This is a genomic window from Paenibacillus liaoningensis (genome assembly GCF_059609455.1).
This window is the reverse complement of record NZ_JCAALU010000008.1, coordinates 52,027-70,105: the sequence shown is the minus strand read 5'-3', so window position 1 is coordinate 70,105 and position 18,079 is coordinate 52,027. Positions and strand designations below refer to the sequence as shown.

At 51.3% G+C, this 18,079-nt stretch carries 15 protein-coding genes; 7 read left to right on the top strand and 8 right to left on the bottom strand.

From position 1 onward, the window contains the following. Positions 1–23: 23 nt before the first annotated feature. Positions 24–746 (bottom strand): glycosyltransferase, encoded by a 723-nt coding sequence (locus AC6B99_RS13205; protein ID WP_494881210.1) that lies wholly within the window; start codon positions 744–746, stop codon positions 24–26. After that, positions 747–1,889: a glycosyltransferase gene (locus tag AC6B99_RS13200; RefSeq protein WP_496663515.1), complete on the bottom strand. Its 1,143-nt coding sequence runs from the start codon at positions 1,887–1,889 to the stop codon at positions 747–749. A gap of 200 nt (positions 1,890–2,089) precedes the next feature. On the opposite strand from AC6B99_RS13200, the gene AC6B99_RS13195 reads away from it, so the two are divergent. The 3 genes from AC6B99_RS13195 (at position 2,090) to AC6B99_RS13185 (ending at position 5,291) form a co-directional block, all read left to right on the top strand. After that, positions 2,090–2,764 carry a class I SAM-dependent methyltransferase gene (locus AC6B99_RS13195; protein ID WP_056038397.1) on the top strand — a complete coding sequence of 225 codons (675 nt, stop codon included), beginning with the start codon at positions 2,090–2,092 and terminating at the stop codon, positions 2,762–2,764. 81 nt (positions 2,765–2,845) lie between these two features. Next, on the top strand, positions 2,846–3,955 hold the full coding sequence (locus tag AC6B99_RS13190) for a glycosyltransferase family 61 protein (protein ID WP_327204931.1): 1,110 nt from the start codon (positions 2,846–2,848) through the stop codon (positions 3,953–3,955). Between the two features lie 163 nt (positions 3,956–4,118). Then, a complete protein-coding gene (locus tag AC6B99_RS13185; RefSeq protein ID WP_494881207.1) occupies positions 4,119–5,291 on the top strand; it encodes a glycosyltransferase in 1,173 nt (390 codons plus the stop codon). Here AC6B99_RS13185 and AC6B99_RS13180 read toward each other — a convergent pair. Continuing rightward, a complete protein-coding gene (locus AC6B99_RS13180) occupies positions 5,288–7,234 on the bottom strand; it encodes a DUF4214 domain-containing protein (protein ID WP_494863985.1) in 1,947 nt (648 codons plus the stop codon). The two genes, AC6B99_RS13185 and AC6B99_RS13180, sit on opposite strands and share 4 nt — an antisense overlap. 209 nt (positions 7,235–7,443) lie before the next feature. Here AC6B99_RS13180 and AC6B99_RS13175 point away from each other — a divergent pair, with 209 nt between their 5' ends. The 4 genes from AC6B99_RS13175 (at position 7,444) to AC6B99_RS13160 (ending at position 11,529) form a co-directional block, all read left to right on the top strand. Further along, a complete protein-coding gene (locus AC6B99_RS13175) occupies positions 7,444–8,106 on the top strand; it encodes an acetyltransferase (RefSeq protein ID WP_081418929.1) in 663 nt (220 codons plus the stop codon). A 15-nt stretch (positions 8,107–8,121) separates the two neighbouring features. Further along, a complete protein-coding gene (locus AC6B99_RS13170) occupies positions 8,122–9,237 on the top strand; it encodes a DegT/DnrJ/EryC1/StrS family aminotransferase (protein ID WP_496663514.1) in 1,116 nt (371 codons plus the stop codon). A 304-nt stretch (positions 9,238–9,541) separates the two neighbouring features. Then, positions 9,542–10,066: a histidine phosphatase family protein gene (locus tag AC6B99_RS13165; RefSeq protein WP_496663513.1), complete on the top strand. Its 525-nt coding sequence runs from the start codon at positions 9,542–9,544 to the stop codon at positions 10,064–10,066. 50 nt (positions 10,067–10,116) lie between these two features. Beyond that, positions 10,117–11,529, top strand: a complete 1,413-nt coding sequence (locus AC6B99_RS13160) for a hypothetical protein (protein ID WP_496663512.1) — start codon at positions 10,117–10,119, stop codon at positions 11,527–11,529. Between the two features lie 111 nt (positions 11,530–11,640). Here the strand turns inward: AC6B99_RS13160 and gmd are convergent, their stop codons facing one another. The 5 genes from gmd to AC6B99_RS13135 form a co-directional block, all read right to left on the bottom strand. Then, entirely contained in the window at positions 11,641–12,756 is a 1,116-nt protein-coding gene (gmd, locus tag AC6B99_RS13155; RefSeq protein WP_496663511.1) for a GDP-mannose 4,6-dehydratase, read from the bottom strand. Positions 12,757–12,942: 186 nt separating this feature from the next. After that, entirely contained in the window at positions 12,943–14,943 is a 2,001-nt protein-coding gene (locus AC6B99_RS13150) for a beta-galactosidase (RefSeq protein ID WP_496663510.1), read from the bottom strand. Further along, the gene (locus tag AC6B99_RS13145; protein ID WP_056038436.1) at positions 14,943–15,770 is read right to left on the bottom strand and encodes a carbohydrate ABC transporter permease; all 828 of its coding nucleotides are present in this window, start codon (positions 15,768–15,770) and stop codon (positions 14,943–14,945) included. Before AC6B99_RS13145 ends, AC6B99_RS13150 begins: the two co-directional genes overlap by 1 nt. Continuing rightward, complete coding sequence (locus tag AC6B99_RS13140) at positions 15,767–16,648, bottom strand: carbohydrate ABC transporter permease (RefSeq protein ID WP_430154609.1); 882 nt, start codon at positions 16,646–16,648, stop codon at positions 15,767–15,769. The genes AC6B99_RS13145 and AC6B99_RS13140 overlap by 4 nt, the downstream gene beginning before the upstream one ends. A gap of 95 nt (positions 16,649–16,743) precedes the next feature. After that, positions 16,744–18,039, bottom strand: a complete 1,296-nt coding sequence (locus AC6B99_RS13135; protein ID WP_494863994.1) for an extracellular solute-binding protein — start codon at positions 18,037–18,039, stop codon at positions 16,744–16,746. Positions 18,040–18,079: the final 40 nt, after the last annotated feature.

Genomic DNA, 18,079 nt, shown 5'->3' with positions numbered 1-18,079 from the left:
TTTACGATATCCTTTCCTATATTTTAAATAAACTGCTGCGGATCCACGCCCCATTTGTCTGAAAACAGCATCCGATTGCGGGCAAGCAGACGCTCTACCGCATCCTCGCCCTCCTGTTTAAAGCTTGCACTGCCATGATGATAAACGAATGTATCCTTAACCATCAGCAGTCGGTAGCCTGCTTGCCGCGCACGATAGCAATAGTCATCATCCTCATAATGGCCTGGCGAGAAACGCTCATCCAGCAGACCAATTCGGTCCATCAGCTCCCGTGAAAACAACAGGCAAAAGCCAACCAATCGGTTGACCTCCTCATAATTGCCTGCCGCCTCTGTGCCAAGCTGCTCCGCCATCTCCATATAATTGCCGCGCATTTTGATTTGCTGCCTGCCGCTTACAAAGTTGGACATCGGCCCCGCGATGCCAACCTGCTTGCTGCTGCATAAAGCTTGCCTCAGCTTGCCAAGCCAACCAGGCGCCACTAGCACGTCATTGTTCAGCAGCAGCAGTTGCTCCCCGCGGGCCAGACGCAGCCCCCAATTACAGGCGGCGGGAAAGCCCTGATTGCTCGGCAAGCCGACAAATGTAATATGCTGCTCACGTAAAAATTCGATTGTGCCATCCGTTGAGCCATTATCCACAACGATCAGCTCATAAGCTTCCGGTGTACTGCTGCGAATGGAATAAATCGCCTCCTGCAGCAGCGGCAAGCGGTTGTAGGTTGGAATAATAATACTGGTCAGCATCTATTCCCCTCCTCCGCCAGCACTTCTGCGATCCCTTACTCCGTCCGTATATTGCAGGCGGGCATTTCCCGCGTTCATCATCCACGCCAGTGCTTCCAGATGGTCGCCTACAATAAGCCTCGCTACCTGGTTGCCCATGCCTACATTTCCCGGACGCAGCCGATTATGTCGAATGACATCCACCATGCTCGCTGTACCTACCTTGAGGCCATATCGGAGCGCAATCGCCTGCGCCTTCGGCGGAACGGCCAGATGCGCTGCTCCAATCGCCTCAATCGCTTTGCGGGAGAGCGCATGCGGAACGGCAGTCAAGGAATTAACCGTAAGATCGGACCGGTTCACCGAGCGGTTAATAAACTCCTTCAGCATCATAACTTCATCTCTTCCCGAAAAATTTCCCATATAAGATGATAAATTATTGAGCACCATATCCGTCCCTCCAGCGACTGCTTCAATAAAAGGCAGCAATTGCTCCGCAGCAACCGGAATATCCGCATCGACGAACAATACGATATCCGAAACCGTTGTTCTTGCGCCCACCGCCCGTCCCACATCATGACCGAGTGCTCCAGCGTAATGAATGAGTACAGCTTTGCCGCTCTCCCGAACTTTGCTCGCCGTCATGTCGGTCGAGCCGTTCACGACGACGACGATTTCATGTAGAGGAAGCCTCTCCAATTGTCGAATCATGGAAGCCATGGATTCCTCTTCATTCATCGCCATCACGACCGCCGCCACCGTCCGATTAGTCGGCAGCAGCACCCAATTTGGCGCCGGGCTTCCCGTAGCGGCAAAATATCCCTCTATGAAGGCCTTCATACAGGCCAAATATGCTGATTTAGAAGCTGCTCCGCCCGCCGCAAGGCAGTAGCTATGCCATAACCGCTGCAGATGCTGCTGCTCATCGGCTGGCTCAGGCTCCTGTCTCGTCGTTAAGCCCGCTGCGAGCCCGCCGTTTTGTGCTTTTGCACACATTCCTCGGATGATCGCAGGCTGCAGCGCCCCCCCGCGCTGCGCCTGACCCCTGCGCTGTCTGCGCCTGCGGACCGCCGGACGTCTGGCCGTGCGGCGGCGAATGCCGCCTTGTGAGCTGCGCGGGGTTCTTCTTCCCGCACGGCCGCTTTTTCTACTGCGGCTTCTCAACCTATTCCACCTCGCATCCATTCGGATATATTCGTTTATGTTGTCATTGTATGTAGGGGAAAAGCGCGCGCAACGGCGGCTGTACGTCTATAAAGAGGAGAAATGTGCGCTTTGACTTGGCGCAACTGCCCTATCCTATCTGGCAAGCTGCACATAGGATAGTGTAGTTATGCTTCTATTTTGCAAGGCAGGGGGATGTTATGGACTGGACGTTTCACAACCCGAAATTTATTGCAGATGCAGCACCTGAGCTTCCCGCAAGCTTTATTGCAGGCGGAGCTTGGTCCGGGCATCGAAAATTTGCTTATGATCTTGTCCGTTTTGCACGCCCAAGCCTAATTGTGGAGCTAGGTACGCTGTACGGCACATCCTATTTCAGCTTTTGCCAAGCAATTAAGGATGCTCAGTTGAAAAGCGCATGTTATGCGGTGGATACATGGATGGGCGATGCCCATACCGGAGCTTACGGTTCGCTTGATGATTCGATGTATGCTGCGGTCAATGCTGTAAGCGCTCGTGAATTTCCCGGAATCGGAACACCGCTGCGCGGCACCTTTGACCAGGCGCTGGCTGCCTTTCCCGACGGTTCCATTCAGCTATTGCATATTGACGGCTATCATGTGTACGAAGCCGTTCTGCACGATTACACGACTTGGCTTCCGAAGCTTGCGGAGGGCGGCATCATTTTATTTCATGACACCGTTGTTCGGCTCGCAGATTTTGGTGTTTATCGGCTTTGGTCGGAGCTTTCGGCAATGCCTCATTTGCATTTCGAGCATTCCAACGGTTTAGGTGTTCTGTTCCCTAAAGGCTGCCCAGCCAGCTTCCAGCCGATCATTGGGCGGCAGCAGGAGCTTGCCGATCATTACGGTTAGAGATAGAAGCATATTTTGCAATTCTAGGATTATGCAGCGCGCAGAACGATACGCTACGCCAAGCGCGCTGCATAATCAGGATTGAAGGAGGCGATCCCTATCTACACTATCCCTCAGCAGTTTTATGAAAAAACGAGAGATTGGGCGCAGCAAGCGGCTGTCCCTCCCGATCTGCTTTCCTATTATTATCAAGTCATTTACCCAGCTGAAATGCTGACGCTTCCTTCGGGCAAAGGCATCGATCAGCCCCGCTGGGTGACGACTTCTGCCTTTGACGAAGCTTTTGTAGCGGCCATTCCTGGCGGACGGCTGGTGACGAGCAATGCTTATGTTGTTACGCCGGACAATAAGCGGCTGCGTGATGTCGAGCTCGACTGTCCGCTCATTGATTTCTCGGAACTGCCAGAGCCTCAGCATTTCAAGGGAACGGTCGCCACGCTCATTTGGGGCTGGAACATGCCGCATATTAAGGCGTGTACGCAAAACATTTTTGGACACTGGTTTTTCGACCTGCTGCCTAGGCTCCATTTGCTGGAGAAAAGCGGCATTCCAATTGACAAATATGTCATTGGCAAGCTGTTTCACCCCTTTCATTATGAATCGCTCGCCATGCTCGGCATTCCGCTCCATAAGTGCATTCAGGTCGAGGATGCAGACTTCCATCTGCTCGCCGACCGCCTAATCGTGCCGGCGGTGCCGCTGATGGTCGGCAAATGTCCGCCGTGGGCATCGCATTTCATGGCCAAGCGGCTTAAAGCTGACCGGCGTGTGAAAGCCAAAAAAGGCTTTGAGCGTCTTTATATTACCCGCAAGGATGCCGCGGCCCGCTTTGTCGCCAACGAGGACGAGGTTCTCCGTTTTCTCAAAGGCAAGGGCTTCAGGGAAATCGTCCTCACACCGCTCTCTACCGCAGAGAAAATCGCGATTTTCTCGTCAGCGCAGCATATTGTGGCTCCCTTCGGGAGCGGCAGCATCAACATCGCTTTTTGCGAGCCGGGCGCAGCTCTTTTTGAGCTTGCTCCTTCCACCTTCGTTGACCCTTATTTCTGGAAGCTATGCGCACATGCTGGCGTAGACTATTATGAAATCGTATGCGAGGTGGAGCAGCCGCCCAAGCCCTTCGTTGGAACAGACAATATTGTCGTTAATATCAATAAGCTTGAACATGTGCTGAAGCTCGCAGGCATTTAGACCCGCTGCGGGCCTGGACATTGCTCCTGCTGCGAATAACTGCCCTCGCGCCAACATATATTGAATTCGCAAGCGCAACACTTATCATATTTCACGGAGCAACGGCTGGCATCCTTCCTATTAGGCAGGAGACAGCATCGTCGCCAGCAGGAGGTTTATAACAATGCGGATTCTTGTATGGTCTGTCCATTTTTCCATCGGCGGTGGGATGAGACTGCTCCATAATTTAATTTCGGCTATGGCCAGGCAGCCGGACGTCGAGCAGATCAGGCTCGTCCTCTCACCCGATTCCCTCATACGCAACGTGGCGGAACTGCGTGCATTAGGCAAGGTTGAGATGGTATCCACCCAGTACAGCATCGATTCCGACCAAAATTCCTATTTGCTCGCCGGTATCGACGTCGTCTATTACTACTGGCCGCACACCCACCCCTATCACGCGCTTGACCGTCCAACCGTCTGCACCTTTCACGATACGACGATGTTCGATTATGTACCGCCATTTATGGATGGGGAGCAGCTTAAGAGCCACTGGATTTTATCGAAAAAATGGCTGGACCACGTCACGTCCGTCGTCGTTTCTTCGGAGCATGTGAAAAATCGCCTCATTGCCCATTTCGGCGCCCGCAATCAATCGGCAACTGTTGTGCCCCATGCCATTACACCGATTGCCGCACAATATGCAAGCCAGGTCTCTCCAGCCACCGCTGCCCGCATTCCGTCCAAATACATCATTTACCCATCCAATACTTCGCCGCATAAAAACCATAACAATCTGCTCGAAGCCTTGTCCCACTGGAAGGGGCGCACGAAATGCCCGCTAGTGCTCACCGGCTATTTAACTGAAACGCTGCGGCAGCCGTTTCCGGATTGCACACCGCAGCACAGCTGGATTCCAACGCTCATTTCCACCATTCGCCGAACAGGCCTTGTCGTCAATCGTGATCTTTACCCGCTCGGCTTTGTAGGGGATGAGGATATTCCCGCGCTCATTAAAAATGCCTGGGCGCTCATTATGCCCAGCCTTTCAGAAGGTGGCGGGAGCTATCCTGTCGAAGAAGCGCTTCGCCTCGGTACTCCGGTGCTCTGCTCGGACATTCCGGTCATGCGCGAGCATCTGGCGCGGCATAGTGCCAAAATCGCCTGGTTCAACCCCCATAGCCCCGATTCCATCGTTCAAGCGCTTGAAGATTTGACTGCAAATTATGATGAATACAAAAATGCCGCTGTAGCGGGCATTCATGATCCAGCTGAAAGCTGGGATGATGTGGCAAAGCGTTATTTGAACGTTTTTCGCGATACGTATTGGCGGTATTATGGCAAGCAGCTGCGCTAATCGGCAGCTGCTTGCACCTCATCAATGACGTTTGCATAATCTCCTGCGACATCCAGCCATCTCCTGTTCAACGCGCCGCTAAGTGCGGCCTGCTGAAGTGGGACAACCTCTTTTCCCTCCAGTGACAGACGTGCAATAGCGTCCGCCATCTCCTGGATATTATGCGGATGGAAGGTTGCGAAGCGGCTCATGTCACTGATAACCTCCTGCACCACTTCCAGTCTTCCGAAGGCGACTGGCGTATTCATCAGCAGCGACTCGAGTATAGGAAAAGGGCAGCTTCCCTCGAAGAGCGTCGGGACGATTGTGCCTGCGGCATAGCGGTATAGGGAAGGCAAATCTGCCGAAGCTATGCGCCCCATAAACACAATTGAGCCGCGGATAACGGGATCGGCAATTTCGTTGAGCGCTGCCAAAATTTCCTGCTGCCGCGGGCGGTTTCCAAGATCATCTGTAAAAACAAGCTTCATCCCAGAAGCTCTTCCTGCTTCCGTCTGCTTGAACAGCGAAAAGGCTTTGATGAGGCCTTCATGATTTTTATGCAGCCTTACCACCGACGGGAAGGTCAAATATGGACCATCCAGCTTATAGGCATGGCGGAACTTCTCCTCGCTATGCGTTTGAAAAACCGCATATTCCTCATGCGGCGCTGCAAAGCGCACGACAGCCGTTTTATGGACAGCCAGCTTAAGAAACTCCAACCCCTCATGATTGCGCGTAAATTCGGAAGCGAAGACTACCTTCGCCGCTTTTTCCGTCACCTTTTGCGCTACAGAATGGATATATTGGTAATGCTGGGTATACGCGCTGTACAGCTCAGGCAAATGCAAATATACGAGATCATGCAGACAAACCATATAAGGTTTTTCCAAATATTGCGCGAGCGCCATCCCTACATACGGCACAATCCATATATCCGCAGGCACGCTGCGATTTACCGTATCCATGCTGTCTGTACGGTGCAGCCTCAAGCGATTGCCATAAACCGCGAGCAGCGGGGCATAAACAGCCGCAGCCTCGGCATAATTTGCTTCCGTTGTCGCCACATGAAGTGTGAACTCATGCTCCAGCGCCAGTAAACCTTCCGACAAACGAACGATGAAACGGCCAATGCCTTCGCCATCCATCGCAATTTGCACCCCAAAGCAAAGGAACATACCGATTTGACGGCTGTTTACACGGGCTGCACTTGCTGCAAGCGGAGGCAAATAAGCCATTTCAATGAGCAGGCCGAACTCCTTCGACATGACAAGGCTCGCTATCCATGCGCGCCGCAGCAGTCCTTGCTTCAAGGCCGTCGTGTATCGTCCTACTTTATTGCTATCCGGTGCCCGATTGAGCATTTGCACGTGAATGCCATGAATAAAATCCAAATCCGCAGCGGGGAACAAATGCTGAATCAGGTGGGCAGTCGTATTCGCTTCTCCAGATGGCACGCGGGAAAAAATAGCTTCCGCCTCTGCACTCTGAAGAAGAGCCGCAGCAATAACCGCCCGAGGCGTACCGTGGGCCAAATGGCTGCGATGGCCGTTGAAGCCTTCGATATCCGGTTCGCGCTGGAGTACCTGACGATACAGCTCCCATATAAAATCTTCGTCCCCCAACCGGAATACCCGGCGCAGCAGCTCTACAATTGGTGCCCCTGCGGGCAATCCGTGCCGGAATGCCGCATTATTCGCTTTTAACTGCTCCGTATCTATTGGTGCTGGAGGCGGCTCGACCGGTGCCGGCGGCTCGACTGCAAGCTGTATCTGTTCGATTGCCTTCTGCCTATTCCTGCTTTTTTTCGAGCCGCGCAGTTTCCTGCCGCCCCGCTTGCCTTTGCGTCTTCCTGTCCTTGCTACTTTTCCAACTCGCGCCTGCTTGCCGCGTTTTCTTCGCGATATGCGGCTATGCGAGCCGCGCTTCGCTGTTCCTTGTTTACGAGCTCTTTTGCGTTTCATATCACGCCTCCAATCGCTCTGCCTTCTCCATAGCGTATTGTCCCGCTGATAAATAGCAACGGCACATGCCCCCGCCTGCTAGGGATTTCAACTATATTTGAAAAAATGGACGACTGCCCGGCTGCATGTGAAGCAATTTTCCGGCCTTTGAATATGATGGGAGTAGCTGCATCACCCCCTCATTTTATAGTTGAAGGAGCCTATACGGCATGAATGCTGTTTCAGCGAATCCTTATCGTACCATTGTTGTTGGAGCCGGCGGACATGCCAAAGTCGTCGTTGATATTTTTCGGACCAGCCAGACATATGAGGTTATTGGCTGCATCGGTCGCGAGCAAGACGGGCAGATCTTGAATGTCCCTGTGCTTGGCGATGATGCCCTGCTCCCTCTGCTGCTGGAGCAGGGCGTACGCCATGCTTTTATCGCGATTGGCAATAATGCGACGCGGCTGCGGCTCGCCCGCCATGTGCAAAGCCTCGGCTTTGAGCTGATTAATGCCATAAGCCCTTTAGCTTACATCGCTCCCAGCGCCACGCTTGGCTATGGCATTGCGGTTATGCCGGGAGGCATCATTCAGCCGGATGCCCGAATTGGCTCCCTCACTATTATTAACACGGCTGCAACAGTTGACCATGATTGCATCATTGGCGAGGCTTGCCACCTGGCACCTGGCACCACGCTGTCCGGCGGCGTAACCGTCGGCGACGGCTCTTTTCTTGGAACAGGCACCGTTGTCATCGATGGCATTCGCATTGGCGCAGGCTGTATGATTGGGGCCGGTGCCGCCGTCATTCGGAATATTCCGGACCAAACGCTTGCCGTTGGCGTTCCCGCCACAGTGAAGCGTCTTTTGAACCAAGAGCGAACGTAACACGGAGGAGGCATAATGTTGGGCGACAAATTTTATCCGGTTGCCGTTCCGATTTTTAATGGAAATGAGAAAAAATACGTGATGGATTGCCTGGATTCCACCTGGATTTCCTCAACAGGCAAATATATTCATACGTTCGAGGAAGCTTTCGCCAACTATTGCGGGACGAAATTTGCTGTCTCCTGCAGCAATGGCACAACCGCTCTGCATTTGGCGCTGCTGGCTCACGGGGTAGGCCCGGGAGATGAGGTCATCGTCCCAACGCTGACGTTTATCGCTACAGCCAATGCCGTCACGTATTGCGGAGCCACTCCGGTCTTCATTGACAGCGAGTCGGATACGTGGAACATGGACCCGGAGCTGCTGGAGGGACTTATTACTCCGAGGACGAAGGGCATCATTCCCGTCCATCTGTACGGGCATCCTGCCAATATGGATGCTATTTCGGCAGTTGCGGAGCGGCATGGGTTGTTTGTGCTGGAGGACGCTGCGGAAGCGCCCGGTGCAGAATACAAGGGCAAGCGAACCGGCTCGCTTGGCCATACGGGAACGTTCAGCCTATTCGGCAACAAAATCATTACAACCGGCGAAGGCGGCATGATTACGACCAATGACGAGCAGCTTGCCCGCAAAATGCAGCTTTTGCGCGGACAGGGCATCGATCCCGCCCGCAAATATTGGTTTCCTGTCATCGGCTACAACTACCGCCTGACGAACTTGCAAGCGGCGGTCGGCTGCGCGCAAATGGAAAACATCGACTGGCATGTCGGCGAGCGCATACGCGTCGCCTCGCTTTACCGCAAGCAGCTCGAAGGAAACAGCGCCTTCACGCTGCCTACCGAGCAGCCATGGGCGAAAAACGTTTACTGGATGTTCAGCATCCTGCTGAACGGCTATAACGAAGAGCAGCGCGGCGCTTTCATGGAACGCCTGAAAGAACGCGGCATTGAAACGAGGCCGTTCTTTTATCCGATGCATGTGCTTCCGCCGTATCAAGGCATGCAGCGCAACGAGGAATTCCCCGTCGCAAATCGCATTGCCGCGCAAGGACTGAATGTGCCGACCTACGGCGGCTTGAATGAACAGGACATCGCCTACATTTGCGATTGCCTGCGGGAAAGCCTGTTATAAAGCGGCTGATTAGCTCCAAAACAATAAGCTTCCGGCTCCACGCTATTGGTGGGGACGGAAGCTTATTTCGTCATAATTCTTTATTCCATTACCTATCATGTTGGGCATATCATTTTCTTGCCTATCACTCCCAAAAATTTTTCCTTTCCCGAAACTGTATTATTAGGTGTGCAGTGCTGACGAGAATATTCTCGCAAATTATGGAATGGATTAAGTTATGAGACATTACACACTATAGTCGAAGCAGAAAATTTACTGCCTAAAACAGAAGCTTAAAATCTTATTTAAAAGGTGACGTTAGCTAATGCATGATGAAGTAACCTTGTATTTGGTCAGACATGGACGCGCTACTGGAAACCAGACAGATGCCCCTCTTAGCACAGTCGGAGTAACGCAGTCTGAACAACTGGCAAATGCTCTTGCAAGCATGGACTTGCACTTGGAGAAATTAATTTCCAGCCCTTATCTGCGGGCTTGGCAAACAGCGCAAATCATTGAAAAACGGCTGAACCTCCATCTAGATCCGGCGGAAAACCGTCTTCGAGAGCAAGGAGTACCCGGTATAGACAGAGAGGAAAGCGCACAAGAAGTGTCCAAACGTGTTGTTGCATTAACGAACGAGCTATTGAATAGCGGCGGTCAAACGTTTCTGCTGGTTAGCCATCGTTTGACTTTAACACTGCTGCTTCAGCATTACGTGCCCGATTTCACCGATCAGCAGGGAGAACAAATGACGAACCCTGATCTTTATGAGCTCCACTTCAAAAACGGAATAGCGCTTCAAAGACGGCTATGGAACCCTGAGGCTCACCATTTGATCGAAACTTAAGCTGGTGGTAGGCTTCTGTTCATACAAAACTTTCAGGAGGTAACCTAACTATGCAAACAACACTTGAAAGAAACCGCATAACTACTGTTGTAATGCCGGATATCTCCAATTTGCCTGCATGCATTCAGGATGTAAAGAAAGCTGTACTTTCTAACATTCAGGGGCCGCTTGATCCTACCGATTATCACCAATTGCGAGGAAGGCTAGAGTCAGCAAAAGGCAAGCTCCCGATGCTATATCAACAGGCGGTTGCCATTCCATTTATCCGCAAGCTGGATAATCTTGGCCAGCAGGGCTTCATGGAAATTTTACTGCGGGATCCGAACAGAAATAATACTGCCAGACTCATGCTGGATATCGCCCATAGCATTCTCCAAAATGGTGAAGGCTTTCACGCTCTGGCAAACGATGCCTTTCAAGAGGTGGTTAGCGATCTTTACGACGGTTACCTAAGTGCAGGTGACCGGATAGGCATCAAGCTTCCGGATCTCAGTGTTACTCCGGCCTTGGTAAAGTGGGGAGAACCCGACTCCGGCCCTTATACTTGGCCTATCGACGCTACAGCTGTATTTGATCTGGAAGCTGCGATTGTCAGTCTTCCTCCTGCCCATTCAACTACTGGCTTGCTGGCATGGTCCAGCATCCCTCATGAGGTGTGTGGTCACGATATTCTGCACGCAGATGTTGGGCTGCTGGAGGAATTGGCAAATGCTGTTCGTGTCAGTCTCACCCAAGAAAATATCGGTCAAGGTCTTCCAGATTATTGGGCTTCCCGCATGGATGAAACCGCTTCGGACATTCTAGGCATCCTGAATTTGGGGCCAACGGCGGCGATTGGTCTTGTCGGTTATTTCCGCGGCATGAACGCAGCTTTTACCGGACAAGCCCAGTTGCGAAATGAAGGGCCTTCTGGTGATCCTCATGCGGCTGACATTTTACGTGGATATTTAGGCGCCTATGCTGCCGGTCTGCTTGAATTCGATCAAGCCGCTGAGTGGGAGAAAATGATTGAAGCAGAAACCGACAAGGATCTATCCGTTATTCATTTAGGCGGCAGCCTAATGGATACCGATACAGCTAAGCGCTCCGCACGAATCGTCGCTTGGACAATTATGAAAACCAAACTTAGCAGCCTTGAAAATCACTCGCTGGATGAAATTCAAAATTGGAGAAACAAGGATGAACGCATCGTCTCTTCATTGCGCATCTTAATGCGGACTACAGGCTCGCTTGCGGACGAATTCCGCTCTGGTTATTATGCTGCACATATCGTAGCGGCAGCTCTAACTGAAGGCTTGTCCAGCGAAGCGGATGTCCAACTGGTATTTGATCGCATGCTCTCACTGCTCAAGCTGATGCACGATACGAATCCTGCTTGGGGGCCACTTCTAGTACAGCATCCTGGTGATATTACACGCCATCTTGTTTATCACCCGGTCGAAAAAAGCCAGTTTCTCCTTTAATCGACGCCTTAAAATCAAAATCCCTCCGGAAACTGCTGGATTGATGCAGTGTTCCGGAATGATTTTTTCCAATTTAAAAGTCCTGTAATATGCAGAATAGACATATTACAGTTATTCCATATCCAAACTCACATCATAACCCAGCTTGCGCAAATTTGCTACGCGCTGCGTCTCCTCCAAGTCGGCGGCGACCATATCCTTGACGAGATCAGCAAGGCTGCTCGCTGGCGTCCAGCCGAGCTTCGCCTGCGCTTTTCCCGGGTCGCCAAGCAATAGCTCCACCTCGGTCGGGCGGTAATATCGCGGGTTAACCTGGACGACCAATTGGCCAACTGGAAGCTGGTATTCAGGATGCTTGCAGCTGACCACATGGCCCAACTCATCCGCTCCCTCGCCCGTAAAAGCAACCTCGATGCCTGCCTCGGCAAAAGCAAGCCGCACAAACTCACGCACTTCTGTTGTCTGCCCCGTGGCAATGACATAATCCTCCGGCTCGTTTTGCTGCAGAATGCGCCACATCGCTTCTACATAATCCCTCGCATGGCCCCAGTCACGCTGGGCCGACAAGTTGCCCAGCTCCAGCGTCTGCTGGAGGCCAGAGGCGATGCGGGCAACAGCGCGGGTTATTTTTCGCGTGACGAACGTTTCTCCGCGCACCGGGCTTTCATGGTTGAACAAGATGCCGTTACAGGCATACATGCCGTATGCTTCCCGGTAATTGACCGTAATCCAATAGCCATACAGCTTGGCGACCGCGTAAGGGCTGCGGGGGTAAAATGGTGTCGTCTCGCTTTGTGGAACCGCCTGCACAAGTCCGTACAGCTCTGACGTGGACGCCTGATAAATTTTCGTTTTATGGGTCAGACCAAGCAGCCTTATGGCTTCGAGCAGGCGCAAAGTACCGATGCCATCGGCATTTGCTGTATATTCCGGCATATCAAAGCTGACATGCACATGGCTCATCGCCGCCAAATTATAAATTTCATCCGGCTGAATGTCCTGTACCAGCCGTACCAAGTTTGTCGAATCCGTCAAATCGCCATAATGCAAATGCAATCGCTGCTCTACGCGATTCGCTTGCTCCACAATACGGTCGATCCGCCCTGTATTCGCCAGCGAGCTGCGCCGTCTCAAACCGTGAACAATGTAACCTTTAGTCAGCAGCAGTTCGGTTAAATACATGCCGTCTTGTCCTGTCACACCTGTAATGAAGGCGACCTTATTCATGGCTCCCTCCGCATTCTCTCATATTTGGATAATGGCTATCCTATTCCACTATCTTATGAATAAGGGTGGAAGGTCGGCATCAGGCAAAACACCATTTTTCACAAAAAAGTATATTAACCAACAAAGGCGCGACGCCTTCGCAAAATGCGAAGGCGTCGCGCCTTGTTTACTTCTCTATATTTCGAGTTATCCTGCTTTAATTATTTGCACGCCCCACGGTGCAAGCGTAAGCTGCTCGCCACTGCCGACCGGACGGCCCTCCAGCAATTCATGTCCCGCTGCATGCGGATAAACGAAGGATACCGGCTCAGCAGAGTAGTTGAAATAGTAGCGCAGCTGCGCTCCCTGCCCATTAACCCCATGCTTCACGATGATCGGGAAGCTGACCTGCTGATCTTCACCCCATAGTCCCGCCTCTTGAACGGTGCCCTTCAGCACCTCATGGGCAGAAGCTCCATCCGTCAGGCAGCCAATGTATGTCGCCGTACCTTTGCCGTAGCGGTTGCGGGTAATGGCCGCATATTCGCCCCACTGCGGATGGTCATAATGCGCCAGCACCTCAACTTCGCCGGTAAGCGGCGTCAGCAGCTCCATCCAGCTCGTAACCGTGCCTGGCGCTGCATCCAGCCCTGCACCTTTCAGCCCGACATTTTTCGGATCGATAAACAGGCTGTAGCCGACGCCGCACGCTTTTCCAATAATGCCCGGCTGCTGCGAGGTCCGTACTTTTATCCGCTCGTCGGCAAAGCCGCTTTTGAACGAATATACGGCATGCCCGCCCTGCTCGACAAAAGCATTTAGCCGCTCAAGCGTCAGATCCGGTACGGCATACAAAGCCGGAACAATGACGACCTTGTAATCATCCAGCTTCTCGCAAGCTGGCGTAATAAAATCGCAGCCGATGTTCATTTTGTACAGCTCGTCATACAACCAGCGCACAACATCATTGTACAATTTGCCATCCGGCAGCTTGAACCACTCCATCGCTGTCAGCGCTTCGTTGCTCACCATAACGGCAACGTTGTTTTGCTTGCGCAAATGCACCAGTTCATCGCTCAGGCGGGCAAAATCCCGTCCGATCGTCCCTGCTTCGTTATAAACCGGATTAGGCAGAAAATCGTGGCTGAGCAGCCCTTTCCAATACGTCTCGAACGAATTATGGATCGAGTGCCAGTGCCAATAAGCAACCATATCAGCGCCAGATGCCACATGGCTGAACGCCTGCAGCCGCAGCTGCCCCGGATATGGCGTCCAGTGCGGGAATGCCTGCGCCTGGGTTTCCAGCACCAAATAGTTGCTGCCCTTCAGTGAACGCGTCATGTCGCCGCCAAATGAAATTTCAATGCCCGTCAGCTCATCCTGTGACGGATGATAGATGTCTACACCAGCAATATCGAATGGCACCGCCGCTTCGAAATGGTTGACCGACGGCTGAACGCCAAAGGAATAACCGCGCCATTCAAAATCGAAGTTTTGCGTCACGAACTGCCCTGGCTGCTTGTATTCATTGACAAGGCCTACCTGCCATGCAAGAAACTCATTAACCAGCCCGCGTTGGAATTTGGCAAATTCTGCGCCTAAGCTGCCATTGATGGTTCCGACAACGGACGGAAAGTCCTCCCAGCTGTTAATGCGGTTGCTCCAATAATCGAGGCCGAATAGCTCATTGACCTGGTCCAGCGTCTCGTAAGTATCGCGCATATATTTGACGAAGCGCAGCTGTACATTCGGCCCAGCCGTGCCGTAGTGTTTTGTCTCATTGTCCGTCTGATAGCCGATTACCGCCGGATGCTTGCTGACGCGCTCGATCAGCTTGCGAATGATCCGCTCAGCATGGAACAAATACACCGGATGCGTAATATCCATAATTTGGCGCGCGCCATATTTGCCAGGTCCGGCTGCTGTTATAGCAAGCACATCCGGGTGCTCCTTGACCATCCAGGTCGGTATCGCATAAGTTGGCGTTCCCACGATAACATGGATACCTGCTTCATGCATCGCATCCAGCACGCGGTCTACCGAGCTGAAATCAAATACGCCATTTTGCGGCTCATGCGTGCTCCAAGTAGATTCGGCAATACGGACTACGTTAATGCCCGCTTCCTTCATCATGCGGATATCTTCACTCAGCCTCTCATAAGGCATATATTCATCGTAATAAGCAACGCCGTATAATAATTTATCCATTAGCCCTTCACTGCTCCTTCTGTAATGCCCTCCATAATAAAGCGCTGGAAGAAGGCGTAAATAATAATAACCGGAATCGCCGTCAGTACAAGCGAAGCGAGGATGAGTGTCCACTCTTTGTTGTATTCGCCAAACAATGTGTTCGTGGACAAAATAAGCGTATAATGATCCGAATCCGTCAGCATCAGCATCGGCAGCAGGAAGTCATTCCAGATCCATAGGAAATCGAGAATGGCAATCGTCACCGTAATCGGCAGCAGCAGCGGAAAAATAATCCGGAAAAACGTCTGGAACTCGCCGCAGCCGTCCATATGAGCCGCTTCCTCCAGCTCGCGCGGAATCGATTTTACGAAACCATGATAGAGAAATACGGCCATATTGACGCCTAGTCCAATGTAAATAAGTGCCAAGCCATAAGTACTGCCCTGTACGGACAAGCCGTTCGCCATGCGAGTAAGCGGAATCATAATCGAGTGAAAGGGCACGAGCATCGAAGCGACGAATAGGAAAAAGATGGCCGCGCTCGCCTTGCCTGGTGTCCTAGACAGCTTATAGCCCGCTAGAGCGGCGCAGAACACGATGCCGCCAATGCCCAGCACCGATACGATTACCGAATTTATCGTGCTGTTAAGCATATTGATTTTGTGAAAAGCCTGCACGTAGTTGTCAAAGGTTGGCGCAGACGGCAAAGCCACGAACGATTGAAACATTTCTCCTTGCGTTTTAAACGAGTTGGCAATGGCCATATAAATCGGGAAGAAGGAAATGGCGGCGCCGATCGAAAGAAACAGCGTAATAAATAACGAGCTCGCGCTTCTGTTTCTCATGCCTCCACCTCTTTTCTTTTCATGACTGCAATCTGAATGAGTGTGAAAATCAAGACGATAATGAATAAAATGACCGATTTCGCGCTGGCATAGCCGTAGCGGAAGTTGTTCGAGAAGGCCTCTTCATAAATATTCATCGTAATAACCTGCGTCGACCGGCCCGGACCTCCGCCCGTAAATCCATATACGACCTCGAACACTTTAAAAGCGCCGTTCAGCGTCAAGAAGAAGCAAATCGTAATGGCATGTGTAATCATCGGCAGCGTAACCTTCATAAAGCGCTGCAGCGGATTCGCACCATCGATAATAGCCGCTTCCATCAAGCTTTGCGGCACCCCTTGCAAGCCGGCCAAATAAATAATCATCATGTAGCCGACGCCATTCCAGAGCGAGATAACCAAAATCGCATAGAAGGAAAACTTCGGATCGCCAACCCAGGATTGATCCAGGAAGGTGAACATTGTTTTTTCCGCCAGCTGCGGCAGCACTTGTGTAAACACGAATGTCCACATAAAAGCGCTAATAATAATACTGATCATGTTTGGCATGAAAAATATCGTGCGGAAAAATCCTTTGCTTTTGCTCCGCGATTCAATGAGAACGGCAAGCAGCAGTGCGATTACATTTTGCAGCACAAGCATATACAGCACATATTTTAATGTGAACAGCAGCGAGTGGACAAAATCCGGGTCGTCCTTCAGCGCCTCCACAAAATTGTCGAGACCAATAAATTGATAGTTGGTGTTCAGTCCATTCCAGTCTGTAAAGCTGTAATACATACCGCCAATAGTCGGAATCAGCAGAAAAATGGCGTACAAAATAAATGCAGGCGCGACGAAGGCCAGCAGCGATACATATCTTTTTAAAACACCCTTCATTGGCACGGTTGCTCACCTCTCCTAAGATGATGATGGGAAGGCTCTGCAGGGTGGGAAGCCTCTCGCTCTATCCCGCCCTGCTCGCCATTCCTTCTTTATTTATTTACTTTGTTAAACGATTTCCATGCCTTGTCGAGTGCCGCTATAACACCATCCTGCGACAGTTGTCCAGCGTAATACGATTGCAGCGCTTTGCCTGACTCATCCTTAACCGCTTGCGGGATGGAAGGATCCAAATACGATTTGCCTTCTTTAACGTAAGTCATTGCATCTTCTACCCAAGGATAAGTGGTGAACGAATGATTTTTGGCAACCGGATTAAATTTGAGCTCTTCGTAAAAAGCATTAGAGTCTTTGTCATCCAGCACGTAGTTGACGAAGTCCAGTGCCACTTCCTTGTTCGCACTGTTTTTTGATACAACGAGTGAAGTAGATGTACTCAGGTTGATCATCGTTGCATTAGGATCATCATTAATCGGCAGCGGAGCTACGCCAAAATCCATATCGGCATTTGCTTTTAGAATCGATTCTGCAAACCATGGTCCTTGGATCCACATAGCCGCTTTGCCTGTAGCGAAAGCTGCTGATCCATCGTCGCCGCCTACCTCCATCGCTTTATCCGTACCATTCTGGTTGACCAGATCGATCACTTCGAACATCGCTTTCATTTCGTTGAAGGAGCCTTCGTCCTTGTTCATTCTTTCCACAAAATCTTTATCTGTCGTATTTGAGATAGCTCCTACTGCCAGCGGCAGGAACAGCTGCGGAATCCATGATTCCTTGTAGGACAGCAGGAATGGCGTTATTTTATTTTCCTTCAGCTTCGCGATAACCGCTTTCATTTCTGTCAAAGTAGTTGGCGGCGTCAAGCCGAGGTCTTTGAAAATCTTTTTGTTATAAACGTATCCCCATGACAGCGTTTCCATAGGTACGGCAACGATTTTACCGTCTGTTGTCGTAACGGAAGGCTTCACGCTGTCCAGTAGCTTGTCGACAAATGGCTGTCCGGACAAATCCTCCAAATAGCCTGCTTTGTAAAACGAAGGAATTTCATTGATCGCATGAACGGCGAACACGTCCGGGGCATCATTGGAAGCCAGTCTTGTTTTCAAAATTTGCGGAGCCGTGTCTGCTGTCGGCATTTCAAGTTGAACTTGAACATCAATGTTTTTCTCTGCTTTTTCCTTCGCTACAAATTGAGCAATGTATTTATCGTAGCTTTCTTTGAGCCTTGGCTGAGCGATAAACATTTTGAGCTTGACCGTTTTCGCGCCGCCTTCGCCTGTCTCTGTGCCATTATTGGTTGCCGTACCGCTGTTCGAGCCGCAGCCTGCCAGCAGTGTTGTAATTAATGCTGCGCTTAGCGCTGATTTCCAAAGCTTCTTTTTCATCTGTAATGACCTCCCGTAAGCTTGTTTGTTTACGCTTTCA